Source organism: Acinetobacter pittii (assembly GCF_034067285.1).
GTDB lineage: Bacteria > Pseudomonadota > Gammaproteobacteria > Pseudomonadales > Moraxellaceae > Acinetobacter > Acinetobacter pittii_E.
This window is the reverse complement of record NZ_CP139286.1, coordinates 1394552-1411608: the sequence shown is the minus strand read 5'-3', so window position 1 is coordinate 1411608 and position 17057 is coordinate 1394552. Positions and strand designations below refer to the sequence as shown.

Annotated in this window: 15 protein-coding genes; 8 read left to right on the top strand and 7 right to left on the bottom strand. The window is 37.6% G+C overall.

The genetic code is table 11. From position 1 onward, the window contains the following. Positions 1–78 precede the first annotated feature (78 nt). From SOI81_RS06660 to accC, 5 genes are all read left to right on the top strand, one after another. Positions 79–2316 (top strand): TonB-dependent receptor, encoded by a 2238-nt coding sequence (locus SOI81_RS06660; protein WP_320541422.1) that lies wholly within the window; start codon positions 79–81, stop codon positions 2314–2316. A 266-nt stretch (positions 2317–2582) separates the two neighbouring features. Then, on the top strand, positions 2583–3908 hold the full coding sequence (impB, locus tag SOI81_RS06655; RefSeq protein WP_320541421.1) for a Y-family DNA polymerase: 1326 nt from the start codon (positions 2583–2585) through the stop codon (positions 3906–3908). A gap of 235 nt (positions 3909–4143) precedes the next feature. After that, the gene (gene aroQ, locus SOI81_RS06650) at positions 4144–4599 is read left to right on the top strand and encodes a type II 3-dehydroquinate dehydratase (RefSeq protein ID WP_016140685.1); all 456 of its coding nucleotides are present in this window, start codon (positions 4144–4146) and stop codon (positions 4597–4599) included. A gap of 17 nt (positions 4600–4616) precedes the next feature. Beyond that, a complete protein-coding gene (gene accB, locus SOI81_RS06645; protein WP_000354611.1) occupies positions 4617–5036 on the top strand; it encodes an acetyl-CoA carboxylase biotin carboxyl carrier protein in 420 nt (139 codons plus the stop codon). 17 nt (positions 5037–5053) lie between these two features. Further along, positions 5054–6421 (top strand): acetyl-CoA carboxylase biotin carboxylase subunit, encoded by a 1368-nt coding sequence (gene accC, locus SOI81_RS06640; protein WP_002115704.1) that lies wholly within the window; start codon positions 5054–5056, stop codon positions 6419–6421. A 47-nt stretch (positions 6422–6468) separates the two neighbouring features. Here the strand turns inward: accC and SOI81_RS06635 are convergent, their stop codons facing one another. Next, positions 6469–6972, bottom strand: a complete 504-nt coding sequence (locus SOI81_RS06635) for a hypothetical protein (RefSeq protein WP_002115710.1) — start codon at positions 6970–6972, stop codon at positions 6469–6471. A 159-nt stretch (positions 6973–7131) separates the two neighbouring features. Further along, entirely contained in the window at positions 7132–8295 is a 1164-nt protein-coding gene (hcaT, locus tag SOI81_RS06630; RefSeq protein ID WP_239975334.1) for an MFS transporter, read from the bottom strand. A 674-nt stretch (positions 8296–8969) separates the two neighbouring features. Here hcaT and SOI81_RS06625 point away from each other — a divergent pair. Next, entirely contained in the window at positions 8970–10643 is a 1674-nt protein-coding gene (locus SOI81_RS06625) for an FMN-binding glutamate synthase family protein (RefSeq protein WP_239975332.1), read from the top strand. A 139-nt stretch (positions 10644–10782) separates the two neighbouring features. Here the strand turns inward: SOI81_RS06625 and pldB are convergent, their stop codons facing one another. From pldB to SOI81_RS06600, 5 genes are all read right to left on the bottom strand, one after another. After that, entirely contained in the window at positions 10783–11811 is a 1029-nt protein-coding gene (gene pldB / locus SOI81_RS06620; RefSeq protein WP_016140682.1) for an alpha/beta hydrolase, read from the bottom strand. Then, positions 11811–12935, bottom strand: a complete 1125-nt coding sequence (locus tag SOI81_RS06615) for a YdcF family protein (RefSeq protein ID WP_239967904.1) — start codon at positions 12933–12935, stop codon at positions 11811–11813. Before SOI81_RS06615 ends, pldB begins: the two co-directional genes overlap by 1 nt. Positions 12936–12939: 4 nt before the next feature. Then, positions 12940–13974, bottom strand: coding sequence for a UDP-N-acetylmuramate dehydrogenase (murB, locus tag SOI81_RS06610; protein WP_320541420.1), 1035 nt, complete (start codon positions 13972–13974; stop codon positions 12940–12942). Positions 13975–13993: 19 nt separating this feature from the next. Further along, the gene (locus SOI81_RS06605; protein ID WP_320541419.1) at positions 13994–14497 is read right to left on the bottom strand and encodes a low molecular weight protein-tyrosine-phosphatase; all 504 of its coding nucleotides are present in this window, start codon (positions 14495–14497) and stop codon (positions 13994–13996) included. 371 nt (positions 14498–14868) lie between these two features. Continuing rightward, positions 14869–15099 (bottom strand): hypothetical protein, encoded by a 231-nt coding sequence (locus tag SOI81_RS06600; RefSeq protein WP_005068773.1) that lies wholly within the window; start codon positions 15097–15099, stop codon positions 14869–14871. 365 nt (positions 15100–15464) lie between these two features. On the opposite strand from SOI81_RS06600, the gene gbsB reads away from it, so the two are divergent. Together gbsB and SOI81_RS06590 are read left to right on the top strand one after the other, a co-directional pair. Further along, a complete protein-coding gene (gbsB, locus tag SOI81_RS06595) occupies positions 15465–16622 on the top strand; it encodes an iron-containing alcohol dehydrogenase (RefSeq protein WP_320541418.1) in 1158 nt (385 codons plus the stop codon). Continuing rightward, a complete protein-coding gene (locus tag SOI81_RS06590) occupies positions 16622–17056 on the top strand; it encodes a thioesterase family protein (protein WP_320541417.1) in 435 nt (144 codons plus the stop codon). Before gbsB ends, SOI81_RS06590 begins: the two co-directional genes overlap by 1 nt. Position 17057 lies beyond the last annotated feature (1 nt).

Sequence of the window (17057 nt, the reverse complement as noted above, 5' to 3'; positions counted from 1 at the left end):
GTCCAACAACGATATTGTGAATTACAATCATTCTCACTTATAATTCGACAAATTTAAAATCACTCTCAGGGCGAGACAATGGGAAATAAGATAAAAAGTCACAAACTTTTTACGAGGAAGTCTGAAGTAAAAAATATTATTCCACTCCTTTCACTTGGTGGGGCCATCTTTCTCTCAAACTCAGCCTTTGCAGCCTCGTCTTCTGAGGCCACCGATGCTGAAAAAAAGCCTGAAGCATTACCTACAATCACAATTACCGCTTCACGTGCAGATGAACTTTCTACTTCTGCCAAGCAAGTAACCAAGCTAGATGAAAAGCAAATTGAACTTTTAAGAAATGGTTCATCTGGCAGTATTGCAACCGTTTTAGCGAAAGCCGTACCGGGCCTGTCAGATTCAAGCCGAACCATTACCGATTACGGCCAAACTTTACGTGGCCGTAATGCCCTCATCTTGGTCGATGGCGTACCAATGAACCTGACCCGCGACACATCACGCGGACTTTCAGCAATTGACCCTGAAAGTATTGCCAACATTGAAGTGATTCGAGGCAGTAACGCAATTTATGGTGGTGGTGCTGCTGGCGGTATTATTTCAATTACCACAAAAGCTGCGGGTGGTGAACCTACAGCTAAAACCGTGGTTGGACTTCAAACACCTTTAACAAATTTCCGTTCTAATGCTTTAAGTGGCGATATTCATCAATATTTCACAGGCAGCTTTAACGCTTTTGATTATGCGCTCGACTTTGGTTACCAACGTATTGGTAGCCCGTATGATGCAAGCGGTGACCGTGTTGCACCTGAACCAAGTCAGGGTGATTTATATGATTCCGATGGCTACAGCGTAGGCGGTAAACTTGGTTATCATATTGATGACAACCAATATCTACAGTTTGCTGCAAATTACTACAATGCCGAGCAAGACTCAGATTATGCATCTGACCCAAGTGTGAAGAATGCCCCTGCCGGAACCGTACCAGCTAAAGCCATTAAAGGCTTAAAGCTCAAAGACCAAAATAAAAACGAAAACCAGATCTACAACTTAACTTATAACCATAAAGACTTTTTTGGTAATAAGGTCGATGCTCAAATTTATTACCGCGACTTCTTTACCCGTTTTTCACCATTTGATGCACGAAAAAATGCAAATCGTGGTGGACAAGTCGATCAGATTTATCAAGAAAATAACGTACTCGGTAGCCGCTTAACTGTTACCACACCACTTGAGTTTTTAGGGGATACCTCATTGGTTTGGGGGGGCGACTTTAGCCGTGAAAAAAGCGAAATGCCTTTAGATATTTTTGATCAAAAAATTTATGATCAATCTGGTGGCTTAGAGTTTGTAAAAACTGGCAAGCTTATTTATTTGCCTGAGCTCACCACGCAAAGTGTCGGTGGTTTTGTACAGTTAAAGCACCGCTTTAATGATCAATGGTCAGCAGAAGCTGGTACACGTTATGAAGATAGCTATGCCCAAATTGATAGCTTTGTTCCATTATCACAATTGGGCAAGACTAACCCTTATACAGTTCCAGGCGGAAAAGTGAAAGCTGATGCATGGTTATACAATGCCAATTTGACTTTCTCACCAAATGATCAAAACTCGATTTATGCATCGTTTAACCAAGGTTTCCAATTACCTGATGTAGGTTTGATTATTCGTAATGCTGGCGAAGGTTTTAACCTTGGTTCGTCATTCTTAGAGCCTGTAAAAGTAGATAACTACGAGTTGGGCTGGAAAGGAAACTTCAATAACTTCTCTTCAAGTTTAGCGGTCTTCCACTCTACTTCTGACCTAGGCGCTGTGCAATCATTCAATAACGGTCTAGTACTTGCTAGAACCAAAGAAAAAGTTACTGGTGTGGAAGCAACTTTTGACTATCTGGACGATGCGAACATTTGGGGAACGGGTGGTAGCGTTACGTGGATGAAAGGTCGTGAAAAACCGCAAAACGGTGCTGAACAAGACATGACAGGCTTCCGTATTCCACCATTAAAACTCACAGCTTACGTTTCTTATAGCCCAACTGAAACTTGGACAAATCGCCTGCAAGCCACATACTTTGGCGCAGAAGATTATCGATTGAATGGCGTAAATGGTTTTGGTCGTTACGATGTAAAAACTTATACAACAGCAGATTTAATTAGTAGCTTTGTGCTTAACAAAAAAGATACTGTGACGATCGGTTTAGAGAACATGTTTAACCGTAAGTACTATCCTCTCTACAGCCAACTATTAAGAACAAGTGATAACACTAGCCATTTAGTGGCAAATGGTGCAACGCTGAAAGTTTCTTATAGTCATAAGTGGTAATCAAAAATAACTTAGAATGTTTCATCAAAAGGAGATCTATACGATCTCCTTTTTTTATTAAAAACTTTAAACCCTTATCTATTTTTTCCATGGTTAACTTGAGGTAAACCCGCAGAACTCCTCTAGCTTTCCGTTAGAAACTTTGTTAACTTGATTTTGTTACATATTCAAGATGTAATTTTTTCAGTTAACACACCACCTCACTGTGTTTATGAAAGCAATATCAATATGTAGTTTTACCAATATTTTTAATGGGGCAAATCATAATGGAAATCTCACACCGCGAAATTTACGCGCTTGTCGACATTAATAATTGTTATGTCAGTTGTGAGCGCTTATTTAACCCCAAACTTATTGGTCTGCCTGTTGTAGTACTTTCTAACAACGATGGATGTGTTGTATCACGTAGTGAAGAAGCAAAAAACATGGGTATCAAAATGGGTATTCCATGGTATCAAATCGAGCAAGACGCTCTTCAAGCAGGTGTACACGTCTATTCAAGTAACTACACTTTATATGCCGAGATGTCGCGTCGCTTTTTTTCAGTACTTGGGGAGTTTTTCTCACCCGATGATTTAGAAGCTTATTCTATTGACGAATGCTTTATTCGCCTTACCCCTTACCTACAGTCTATAGATATTCACTCTTACTGTGCCAAAGTCGTAGAAACTCTAGAAAATTGGTTAAGCTTACCTTGCTGTATTGGTATCGGATATTCAAAAACTCAAGCAAAATTAGCCAATCACTATGCTAAAAAGATTCCAAGCTTTAATAAAATTTGTAATTTCATCACTTTAGATCCTTTGCTTCTTGAAGACCTCATGCAAAATACTTCGGTCAAAGAAGTGTGGGGAATTGGCTATCAATTGGTCAAACAATTACGAAGCTATGAGATTTATTCATGCTTAGACTTAACTTTTGCCAATGAGCATCATTTAGCAAAAGCTTTTTCTGTGGTGATGGCACGTACCATTCGTGAGCTAAAAGGCCAATCCTGTATTCAACTCGATGATCCTGCCATCGTCACAAAACGAATTTTAGCTTCACGTAGTTTTGCTCAAGCTTTATCCAGTATTGAGATTATTAAACAAGCACTTATTTTCCATCTCAACCGTGCTCATCGCCGTTTAATGAAACAAGAGCAGCTATGTGCCTGCATTCAAGTCATGCTTTATGAAAAAATAGATAAACCACCTTATAAAAAAGCATCATCTCAAGCGATAGGCTTAAATTATGCAACAGATGATCTATGCATACTAACAAAAGCAGCAATGCAACAAATTGATGTTTTATATAAAGAAAATAAGAAATATATTAAGATTGGAGTTTTATTTTGTGGTTTGCATCCCCGTCAACATCACATTGATGATTTATGGCAACCTCTGGAGTTAATTCATCAAAGACAACAATTGATGCAAACGCTCAGCACAGTTCGTAACCGATTCGGTAGTCACTATTTACAAGTCGGTTATCATTCTCGAAGTTCATCTTGGCATATGAAACAATGCCACCGTTCAAAAAACTATCTGACTCGGTGGAATGAACTATTAGTGATTGGAGAGAACTCTATAGTCGTTACACAAAATACATGAACTGTTTTTGTCAATTCAGTTTAAAATAAGCTCCATTAAATTACTTGAAATTTTGTCATTTTTTAACATTGCTAAATCATCGCAAAATTTACAATATATAAGCCGAATTTGGTATACCCTTTCTGCGACGATGAAAACAAATTATAAAAAAATTGTAGAAACATATGCCATAATAAGCAAACTTTGCAGACATCTTGCAAAGAATATTTGCAACTTTAGAGCTGGAGCAATCTGAATGAGTTCGACCATTTTGGTGATTCATGGACCGAATTTGAATTTGCTGGGAAAACGCGAACCAGAAGTATATGGTCATCTTACCTTAGGTGATATTAACCAACAACTTATTAATCAAGCTCAACAAGCTTCAATTACATTAGATACTTTTCAAAGCAACTGGGAAGGTGCCATTGTTGATCGTATTCATCAGGCACAAACTGAAGGCGTAAAACTTATTATTATTAACCCTGCTGCCCTCACCCACACTTCCGTTGCTCTACGTGATGCCCTACTTGGCGTTGCGATTCCATTCATTGAAGTACATTTGTCGAATGTCCATGCAAGAGAGGCATTCAGACACCATTCTTATTTATCTGATAAAGCAATTGGCGTGATTTGTGGTCTAGGTGCAAAAGGCTATCGTTTTGCACTCGATTACGCTATTGAAAAAATTCAACCATCTAACCCAAACTAGTTTAGGAATAGTCGCCCATGGATATCCGCAAAATTAAGAAACTCATCGATTTAATGATTGAGTCTGACTTGCAAGCGATCGAAGTTAAAGAAGGTGATCAATCAATCGCTTTAACTCGTCGCAATCCTGTCGTTGCTGCGGCTGGTGTAGCACTTCCGGCTGCTCCTGTTGCAGAAGCACCAGTTGCAAAAACACCGCGTGGAGCAGTTGAAACTTCTCCAATGGTTGGCGTGTTCTACGCTGCTCCAAGCCCAGGCGAAGCACCATTTGTTAAAGTAGGTCAAACTGTATCTGCTGGTGAAACTTTGGGTATTATTGAAGCAATGAAAATCATGAACCCAATTGAAGCAACTCAAAGTGGCGTGATTGAAGAAATTTTAGTGAAAAATGGTGAAGTTATCCAATTCGGTCAACCTTTATTCCGTTATCGCGCGTAATTACCCCGGGGACGTCTATGTTGCAAAAAGTTTTAATTGCAAACCGTGGTGAAATCGCTTTACGTATTACCCGGGCTTGTAAAACATTAGGAATCAAGACTGTTGGTATCTATTCAGATGCCGATAAGGATTTGATGCATTTACGTTTTGTTGATGAAGCAGTATGTATTGGTCCGGGCGCAAGTAGTGATAGCTATTTAAATATCCCGGCAATTATTACTGCTGCAGAAATTACCGGTGCTGATGCTATTCACCCGGGTTATGGTTTCCTTTCAGAAAATGCTGAGTTTGCTGAAATTGTAGAAAGTTCAGGCTTTACTTTTATTGGCCCTCGTCCAGAACATATTCGCCTTATGGGGAATAAAGTTTCTGCGATTGTTGCCATGAAAAAAGCTGGCGTACCTACTGTACCAGGTTGTGATCATGCAGTGACCATCCACAATGCATTGGCAGAAGCGAAAGAAATTGGCTTCCCGCTTATTGTTAAAGCCGCTTCTGGTGGTGGTGGACGTGGTATGCGTATTGTTGAGCGTGTAGATACACTACTTGAATCAGTTCAAGCAGCGCAGCGTGATGCAGAAATGTGGTTCGGTGATGATACCGTTTACATGGAACGCTTCTTACAAAAACCTCGCCATGTCGAAGTTCAAGTTCTTGGTGATGGTAATGGTCATGCAATCCATTTATATGACCGCGACTGTTCATTACAACGTCGTCATCAAAAAGTACTAGAAGAAGCACCTGCACCGAATTTACCAGAGCAAGCTCGAGCTGATATTTTAGAAGCTTGTGTTCATGCTTGTCAGTTAATGCAATATCGTGGTGCTGGTACATTTGAATTCTTATTTGAAGACGGTGAATTCTTCTTTATTGAAATGAATACTCGTGTTCAGGTAGAGCACCCTGTAACTGAAATGGTTACTGGTGTTGATATTATTGAACAGCAGTTACGTATTGCAGGTGGCCTAGGACTAGAGCTTCAACAAGAAGACATTAAAGTTCAGGGACATGCAATTGAATGCCGTATCAATGCAGAAGACCCGACAACTTTCTTACCTTCACCAGGTAAAATCGAAAGTTTCTATGCGCCAGGTGGTGCAGGTATTCGTTTAGATTCTCATATCTACCCAGAATATAGCATTCCTCCTTACTATGACTCTATGATTGCTAAATTGATTTCTCATGGTAAAGATCGTGAAACTTCAATTGCACGTATGCGTCAAGCATTAGATGAAATGATCCTTACAGGAATTAAAACAAATATTCCTTTGCATAAAGATCTTATTTTGCAAGATAAGAGCTTCTGCTCTCAAGCAATGGACATTCATTACCTTGAAAAACACTTGTTAAAGCAAGTGGAAGAAAAGAAAGCTGAAACTGCATAATAAAAAAAGCCTCTTATTTTTAAGAGGCTTTTTTTATATCTATCATTTTATGGTAACACTCTACGCAGAGTCGCAAAGCATTGCTCACCCTTCGCAGTCGAACAGAAATTGATGGTATGATCGTTTTTCCATTGTACAAAATATTGTGAGACATCCCCTGTTTGGTCTTGCTTCTGACCAGAACAATCTACTTTATTATTATCAAATTTAATTTGCATCACTAAAGCGGCTAGCTGCTCTTTAGGATCATCAGATGGTTGATATTCATAAATACCATAAGACCATTCCTGACCGCTTTTAATCACTACATCGTTACTACTACGAAAGTTATAATATTCCACACATTTCTTATTATTTGGAATCTCCATTCCCCATAATCCCATAATTTCAGGACGCGTAACAATACGTATAGCGTTAGGATTACTTGCAGTCCGAACAGGTTGTTCGGCTGGCTGTTGAGTAGCTGTTTCTGCCACAGCTAAACCAGAACAAGCCCACAATAATCCAATAATATAAATATTTTTCATAGATTTATTAATCATTAAACGCATGAACTTAAGTTAGCATATTTTTTTAGAAAATCATTGCTCCATAACCATATAAAAACAATATTTTTCAACTGTAACGTGCCACAACAAGTCAACAAACAATTTTATATTTATTTGCTTTTTTCAATACTAAAGTTATTAAAGTTTTATCTCACCTCAAACTTATGTGGAAGAGTCAATTTGTTTAGGAAGCCACATCACAAAACCTAGGCCTAATAGCACCACCGCACTTGCACACATAAAGATGACTTCACCAGAAAGAATTTTCCAGAAATGCCCAGCTAAAACACTACCAAAGGCTACCCCTAATCCCCACATCGTGCTGTAAAGTGCTTGTCCGCGGCCCTGTTGTCCCGCTGAGAAGTTCTGAAAAATTACTCGCATCGCAATTAAATGAAATAAACCAAAACTAAAAGCGTGCAAACACTGCGCAAAAATTTGACCAACAAAATAATGTGAAAATATTGCAACCATCATCCAACGTATGCTCGTCAATATTAAGCAAACAATTACCAAAATACGCCATGAGAAATGTTGAAAAACTTTTGCAGCAATTGAAAACATAAAAATTTCAGCAAAAACCCCCATAGCCCATAAGAAACCAATTTGAGTGGTACTAAAACTTAAAGATTTCAGAAAATTACTATAGAAACTATAAAAAGGCGCATGTGAAAAAAGCAGAATAAATTCAATTGCAAAAAATGCAGCCACAGTTGGACGTTTAAGAACAGGAAGTAAAGGTTCTAAATGTTTTTGTGAGGTAGGTGCACTATCAGGTTCGCGGATTGTGAAAGACCAGACGAAGGCCAGTGAAGCAATAATTAATAATAAAATTGGGAGCATTGAAATAGGCACTATTTCTAAAATTGCTCCAATAGTGAATACCCCAACAATAAACCCAACAGACCCCCATTTACGAATTTTGCCGTAAAGCTTCGCTTTTTGGTCACCCAACCAAAATAAAGTAACACCTTCAAATTGAGCTAAAATAGCATTTTGAAAGAAACTAAAAATAAGCATGAGCAAAGCAATTGACTGAAAAGTATTTGGCACTATAAAAATAGCTAACCATATACAGGACTCTATCCAAGTTGCCAGCCGGACAAGTAGCATTCGTTTACCAGATTTATCAGCAATCCAGCCCCAAACTAACGGTGCAAAAAAACGCGTTACAATCGCAATTGATGATAAAACACCAATTTCTTGATAATTAAATCCTTGATCTTGAAGATACAAATTCCAATAAGGCATGAATGTACCAACAATGGAATAGTAGAAAAAGTAGAATCCGCCAAGTCTAGTTTGGATGGTAAGTGGTTGGAACAAGCTGTAAACCTTTGCATTTTCAATAGGTTAAAATTAGAGATAGTCATATATCAAAACATCCCAACTTTTTAATTTTAACACTTTGTTTTGTAATACAAATAACTAAATTATCGTTAATTCCATTGTCTCTAAAAGCATTTTTTATGGATAAGAAAGAAAAAATAAGGGAAAAGAGAACTGTAATTTAATTTGTACAATCTGTTAACTTGTGTAAAAATACATTTAATATTCATAAGGTATTTAATCATCAGATGTTTTTTCTTATTTTTTTAATTTGTCTTTTTCTGTTTTTACTCATCCTAAAACAACATTATCGATAAACCCCTCTATAAATTCCGATATATTCAAAATTTCGCTTTCAATCTAAATTAAGTCATCCTATTTCCCCCACTCCAATTCGCTGTGTAAAATTAAAAATATATTAGATTTCTTTAAATTAATTAAGAGATCTAGAAAAGACAATAAAAAGCAAAAAATTTAATTCTCAGCTCCGAGTAACTTCACATTTAAAAATAGAATTTATCTAAAATAAATAACCCCCTTAATTTTTATTATTTGTGTGGATTTTATATCTTCTACTTTATTTTAGGTTTGAGCTAACAATTCCATACTTGTAGTTTGACTTGCTTCTTGGCAAGGTATGTGCCAGTAAAACATTAGGAATTTGTTCCAATATGGCGAGTCCAGCACAAATCATTCGACATAAATTTCTCAATACATTTTTCTCACGCCATTCTATCTGGTTTTTATGTATTTTTACTGCGCTCAGTATTACGTGGTTTCGTACTGTATATACCCCTCACAGTATCTACTATTTTGTTTCTGACACTCTCCTTAACGGTTTATGGGTGGTTACAGGCGCCTTAAGCTTATTAGGTCTCTATGATGTTTTGCAGAATAAACATTCAATATTAAGAAATTACCCAATTATGGGGCATTTTCGTTTTTTGTTTGAAGATATCCGTCCTGAAATTCGCCAATACTTTATTGAAGCGGATCAAGATGCTCTACCTTTTTCACGCATGCAAAGAAGCTTAGTTTATCAACGTGCTAAAAATGAAAATGCAGATAAACCTTTTGGTTCAATCATCGATGTTTATCAAGAAAATTATCGTTTTATTGTTCACTCAATAAGCCCTTGCCCGCCCGCAGATCCAAAAAGCTTCCGTATTCAGGTAGGTAATGCACAATGCCTACAACCGTATAGCGCATCTATTATGAATATTTCTGCCATGAGCTTTGGTAGTTTAAGTGCCAATGCAATTCGTGCCTTAAATAAAGGAGCACAATTAGGCGGTTTTTATCATGATACTGGCGAAGGAAGTTTAAGCCCTTATCATCTGGAAAATGGCGGTGATATTGTTTGGCAAATTGCCAGTGGTTATTTTGGTTGTCGTACGCTTGATGGAAAATTTGACGAGCAAAAATTTGCCAAGCAATCTCAATTACCACAGATCAAAATGATCGAGCTGAAGCTTTCACAGGGTGCCAAACCTGGTCACGGCGGTATTTTACCTAAACATAAAATTACCGAAGAAATTGCTCAAATACGTGGTGTTTCGCGCGATCACGATTGTATTTCTCCTGCCAAGCATTCTAGTTTTTCTACCCCAATTGAAATGATGCATTTCTTACAAAAGTTACGCACATTATCTGGTGGTAAGCCAGTTGGTTTTAAATTGTGTATTGGCCAACCTTGGCAATTTATGAGTATTGTTAAAGCAATGCTTGAAACAAAAATTGTTCCTGATTTTATTGTTGTTGATGGTTCTGAAGGTGGTACAGGAGCAGCACCAATTGAGTTTAGCGACAATATCGGTACTCCATTACGTGAAGGCTTACGCTTTGTCCATAACACACTTGTCGGTGCAGGGCTAAGAGATCAAGTTAAAATTGGCGCGAGTGGAAAAATCATTAGTGCATTTGATATTGCGAGTACTTTTGCGCTCGGTGCAGATTGGGTTAACTCGGCACGTGGTTTCATGTTTGCTGTCGGGTGTATCCAGGCACAAAGCTGTCATACCAACCAATGCCCAGTAGGCGTTGCAACCCAAGATAAAGATCGTCAAAAGGCAATTGATGTACCGACTAAATCAGAACGAGTATTTAATTTCCATAAAAACACATTGCATGCATTATCAGAAATGATTGCTGCTGCTGGTTTACGTCATCCTTCTGATATTAAAGCTCATCATTTAGCTCAGCGAGTAAATGACCGTGAAATTAAGAACTATGCTCAATTGCATTTTTTCTTAAAAGAAGGTGAACTTTTACAGTCTGAACTTAATAATGAAGATGATAATTTTTATTATCGAATGTGGAATATGGCGGATGCTAATCATTTTTAATTGATATTAATTTTATTAGTTAAGCATTTATAGTGGGATGCATCTCCCTATCAATACTTCATACAACTTTATCAAAATTAAAAAATAAAGCCCCGGATTCATGCATCTATCTAAAATTTTTGGATAGATGCATTATTTTTTAATAATAAAAATGTTTTGGCTTTGCATGTAAAAAGGCCGGAATCAATCCTGTTAATGCGGCACGTATATCCGCACGTTCATTAATTAATTGATGAGAACCTTCTTCAAGCATTAACAACGTTTGCAGTCTAAATTTACGACGAATAAATTCAATGTTGTAACGCCAATCAACCGTTTGATCGAGAGCACCTTGTGCAAGCCAGACTGGGATACGGCAAGCAGGTCGCGCTTCCATTTCTTGCATCCATTTTGACATGGCCAAAATCCAGTCCATTCCCATCATTCGGGGTTGTAACGGATCTTTTAAACGAATAAAACGCAAAAATTCAGGATTATGATTATTACGTCTAAAGTGTCTTGGTACTTGACGTTTAATACGGCGAATAATGCCCAATCCAACAGGGTTATGCCACCATGCAGTTTTTGCCGGTCGAATCAAAGGAGAAAGTAAAAGTACTCGATCTACAATCGGATCTTGCCGTTTTTCAGCATACTCCAATAGGTGATGCATCCAGATTGCGCCCCCCGTACTCTGACCGATACCAACCCATGGCTTTGGCAATTGATCTGCATGTTTTACATATTGATAAACAGCCATCAAAACTTGCTGATAATGATCAAAATTTTTAATACTGGCCGGTGAACCATCACTTAATCCGTGACCAGGCAAATCATAAGTAATGATGCTAAAACCCTGCTCAAGAATTTCACGGATAATTGGCTGATAAATACCGCTATGTTCAAGATAACCATGCAATAGGCAAACTGTACCTTGTATTTTTTCTACTTTGGGTTTAAAAACTTGTACATGCAAACGGAATAAAGGCATTTGAACATAGCCCTGCCAATGGTCACATTCAAGTAAATGTAAACCATATAATTTGCGGTAAGCTAACAAATCACGAGAAGGTTCTTCTAATGTATTTAAATTGAGTGGACTCAAAACCTGCGGCGTAAGATCACGGTTAGGAACCGGTAAATCTAATTGTTTTAATACGGCAGGATTGAGAAATGGAATATCTGACATTAAGGAACCTCTCGACAATCACTTGAGCCAAACAACATGTCGCGAATTGTCGCAAGTAATTCATAATTTGCACGGCGGCTATGATCGTAATTTTGCACACTTGGTTGCCAGCGCGTCAGTGGAGTTGGCATTGGTGCCACAACAGGAATTGTTTCTATACCATTTAAGGCAAAGAGTCGGCGTGTACGCGGCATATGATATTCATCTGTAACCAGCATCACCGTCGGTGCTCCACCTTTTTTCTGAAGCAATAAAGAGCTAAAACGAGTATTTTCACATGTGTTCATACTACGCTTTTCTAATAGCTTGGCATCAACACCGCGCTCTTTTAACCAAGCTTGCATATAAGGCGCTTCTACACCACTCAGTACAATAGGTAGATGATTTTGTTTTTCAACTTCTAAAGTTTTTTCTAATCGCAAACGCGTATAGCCATTCACTACAATATCTTTACCATTTTTGTCTAAAGTTAATCCTCCGCCCAACACAACAATTGCATAAGGCTCTGATAACTTTTTAGGTTGTACAGGTATTGGATTTTTACGTACATATTCGATTTTCTGTTCAGGTTCACTGACAGCTTCTTGATGCTCCGATACCACAGGTTTTCTTGCTAAAAACTCTGTATATTGCTCGGTAAGTGCCTTATTTTCAGAACTATTAATAAAAAGTGTTTCATCAACAGGGCTACTCGCCTCGTCTGCAGCATCAATTTCTGAATTTTTAGCAACTAGAGGAACGGTTACCGTGGTTTCCTGTTCTTCTGTATCCTGTTCCTTTTCTTCTAAAAGAATAATTTGCTGTAAGGCTTTATAATTTTCTTGAATATAGGTCAGATCAGATGTCTTTTTTTCACGTAAAGCTTGCTCTGTCAATTTTAAATACGCCTGACGAGCAATCCATAAATTTGAACCAGGTTCTAAATTATCATGTTCACTTAACGAAGCCTGTCTTTGGCTCTCAGCGGCAACCTGATTAACGTCAACAGGAACAAAATAATTAAGCCCAGCTACAATAAGTTTTGAATAAAACGGTGAATATAAAAAAACCACGAAACAGCCTAATAGCACAAATAGTACGGTGACTACTTGGACTAAACGTACCATTAAGTGTACTTTTGGCATAAAACTATTCCGTATGATTTTCAATTAAACCTAAACTGTTATAAAGCACAGGCTCTGGTTCTAACATAATATGGAAACGCTGATCAACATCATGTTGTACAGCCTGATAAGTTTTCTTTACATCAGTAAGAGATGCATTGGCATAATTCACCAAAACTAATGCCTGTTTATGGAACATCCCCACCATATCGAGTTGCTTCCCTTTCCAACCTGCCTGATCAATTAACCATCCTGCTGCAATTTTAACGTTTCCATTCACTTGAGGATAATGAGGAATTGTTGAGAATTGTGTGACTAAGCGCTCAAACTCTTGAGGACTAACAATCGGATTTTTAAAGAAACTACCTACATTTGGATATTCTTTTGGATCAGGAAGCTTACTTTGGCGAATATGGATGACCTGATTCTGTAAATTTTCAGCAGTCTGATTATCTCCAACTGCTTGTTTCAAATCGCCATAGTTAAGTTTTAAGCGTGGCTGTTTAAGTAATTTAAAAGTGACATGCGTAATAATGTAACGGTTCGGATCATCTTTAAAAATACTATGGCGGTAGGCGAAATGGCAGTCAGCCGCTAAAATTGTTTGAGTTTGTTTTAATTTACGATCATACACTTGTACTGACTCAATAAACTCACCCACCTCTACCCCATAAGCCCCAATGTTTTGTACGGGAGAAGCGCCGACTAAGCCTGGAATAAGTGCAAGATTTTGCAAACCAAACCAGTTTTGCTCAGTGCTGTATAAAACAAAATCATGCCAGACTTGGCCTGCACCAACCTTAACCCGAACAAAATCATGATCGTTCGATAAAACTTCAATTCCCTGAATATCAAGATGAATAACTAAAGCATTAATCTGCTGCGGCAACAACATATTACTACCGCCCGATAATACAAGTACATTTAACTGATGCTGCTCTGCAAAATCTAAAGCTTCTTCAATATCGTGAATATTGGCAACTTTAGTATAGTGAGAAACGGTTGCATCTAAACTTAAGGTATTGAATGGCTTAAGCTGTACTTGATTCTGAATTTGCATTGTGTTGAAAAACCTATTCTTAAACATTCAATTGTTTTTTTAAAATATTAACCCACGCCAAACTACTAGACTCACATTGATTGAGTACACGTTCAAAGCCATCCGCACCGCCATAATAAGGATCTGGCAACGCTTGTTGTGGATATTCAGGATCATGCTCACTCATTAAAGCTACTTTTGCACGAATTTGATGAGCGCCAAATTGTGAGACTGCTCTTTGCAGTACTTCATGAATATCTTCAAAATTTTGATGATCCATTGCCAAAATCAAATCAAACTCTAAAAAGTCTTGAGTTGAAAGTTGTCTTGCTCGTAAAGACGATAAGTCATAGCCTCTTTTTTTAGCATGCAACTGACTGCGCTGATCTGACGCTTTATTTGGATGATAATTACTTGTTCCAGCTGAATCGACAATGACACTGAGTTGATGTGCGTCACAATAATGTCTAAAAACCACCTCAGCCGTGGGAGAACGGCAAATATTTCCTAAACAGACACATAACACCTTATATTGTGTTTCCATTAGAAATTACATCCAAACTTTTGAATTAAATAAAAATAAATTGGGTGCACGCAAAATCTTAACAAACTATAAATTTGTGACAACCGCATTGACCATGTGACTTGTTGCATTTTGTCAAAACTCACATGGGTTGAAAAGGAAAATAATGTTTATCAATAGATTAAAAGTTGATAAATCGGTCGATAAACTATCTGATCTTTTATCCTTTCTTATGACTCAGCCATATCAAAGAACTCGAGACACGATATAAAAAAAGCCTACTTTTTCAAGTAGGCTTTCCCCTTATGACTTTTGCGCTGATCATTAAGGTTTATTGTTGTTTAAAGCAACTCGGGGATCTTACAGAAATACTTAAGAATAAAAAAGCTTATTTACTTAACTGAATGTAAGTACTCATATGCGCCTTTTTCGTTACTCTCCAGTTTAATGACTGCATCTGTTTCATCATTTAGTGTCAGGTTAAATACTTTTTCACCATCATATGAAATTTGATGCCCCATGCGAAACTCCGAGTCAAGTGACTCAAGAATAATAAAATTTCCTTCGTTGTTCGAAGCGATATAGTAAGTATTGTTCCGATGAACATATCTAATTGTGTACATCACTATTTAAATTCCACCTCAAAAAATTATGTTTTTTCTTAATAATAAAAAGACCTTGTTTTCCCTTCTCAACCAGAAATGGTCCTAACGAAAAAGACATCTAACCTCTAAAAACAGGAAATACGTATTTGTTTATACTATTAAATTCATATTACAGAAATACTTAATAATAAAAAACCCCGCCATTAGTCGATAGTGAGCGGAGTTTTTTGTATTCTAAATTTGCTTTTGCTGGTTTAAATGCTGAGCTATAAAATCACCTTACGAGAATGCTTTATTTTAAAGTGTCTTATGCTAACTTATTTGAAGCTTGAATCTTATAGAACCATTCAACAATAATGTTCAAAAATAAGGAAATAATGTATATGAGCCATTTTCAATTTCAAACTGTTCCAAATATCATCTCTGGCTTAGGCTCTATACAAGAATTACAGAATATATTGTCCTCAAAAACTTACCGTAAGTTATTGCTGGTCACTGACGCGGGTATGGTTAAAAATCAATTACACCGTCCCATCCTTCAAATTTTAGATACCCTCAATATTGAATATGTCATTTATGCGGATGTGCAGGCTGACCCACCAGAACAAGTGGTTTTAGATGCAGCCAATTATGCAAAACAGCAAAATGTCGATGTCATTATTGGTTTTGGTGGTGGTAGCTCTTTAGATGTTGCAAAAGTTATTGCTTTACTCGCCCACCCCAACCAAACTCAACATTTGCAAGAGATGTATGGTGTAAATCAGGTCACCACAACTCGCCTTCCGCTTATTTTGATTCCTACTACGGCTGGTACTGGCTCAGAAGTAACGCCAATCTCAATTGTGACTACTGGTGAAACGACAAAAATGGGGATTGTTTCTCCAGTACTGTATGCCGACACAGCAATTCTTGATGCAACCTTTACTCAAAACCTTCCAGCCCATATTACTGCTGCAACAGGTATTGATGCGATGGTGCATGCCATTGAGGCATATACCTCTAAGCACAAAAAAAATATATATACCGATATTTTAGCCAAACATGCACTCAAGCTACTAAATCATAACTTACCGAAAGTTCTTAAGAACGGCAATGATTTGGAAGCAAGGCAAAATATGCTGTTCGGCTCAATGCTTGCAGGTCAGGCATTTGCAAACTCGCCCGTTGCTGCGGTACATGCTTTAGCTTATCCACTGGGTGGACATTTTCATCTTTCGCATGGTCACACCAATGCCTTAGTATTGGTTGAAGTATTAAAATTTAATGCACCACATGCTAAACAATATTATGCAGAGCTTATGCAATGGTTAGATCCATATAGTAATGGCAGCACCGATGGTCTATGTGATCTGTTTATTGATCATATGCAAAACCATTTAGACCGTAGTGGTTTGACTTTAAAACTTAGAGATCTGGGTATTGATGAGTCTAGCTTACCTAGACTTGCTCAAGATGCCATGTTGCAAACCCGCCTACTACAAAATAATCCACGTGACATGACAGAAGCCGCTGCTTTGGCAATTTATCAGGCGATTCATTGATGACTAAACCCGTTTTAAAAAACCGTGATCAATTTAAGTTCTTTTTAGACATTCAAACGCGTTGGGCAGATAACGATATTTATGGTCATGTGAATAATGTGACTTACTATAGCTATTTTGATACAGCAGCCAATGCATTACTGATTCAAAAAACAGGTTTTGATATTCATGAAGCAAAATCAATTGGGTTAGTCGTCGATTCAGCTTGTAGCTTTAATCAGGAATTGTCATTTCCAGAAATTATTCAAGTGGGTGTTGCGATTGGTAAAATCGGCACCACATCTTTACGCTATGAATTGGCAATCTTTAAACAAGGTCAAGACCAAGCGTCAGCTCAAGGACATTTTGTTCATGTGTTTGTTGATCGCGAAACGCGTAAAATTGTACCTATTTCTGAGACAGTTCGTGAGGTTTTAGAAAGTTATTTATTATAAA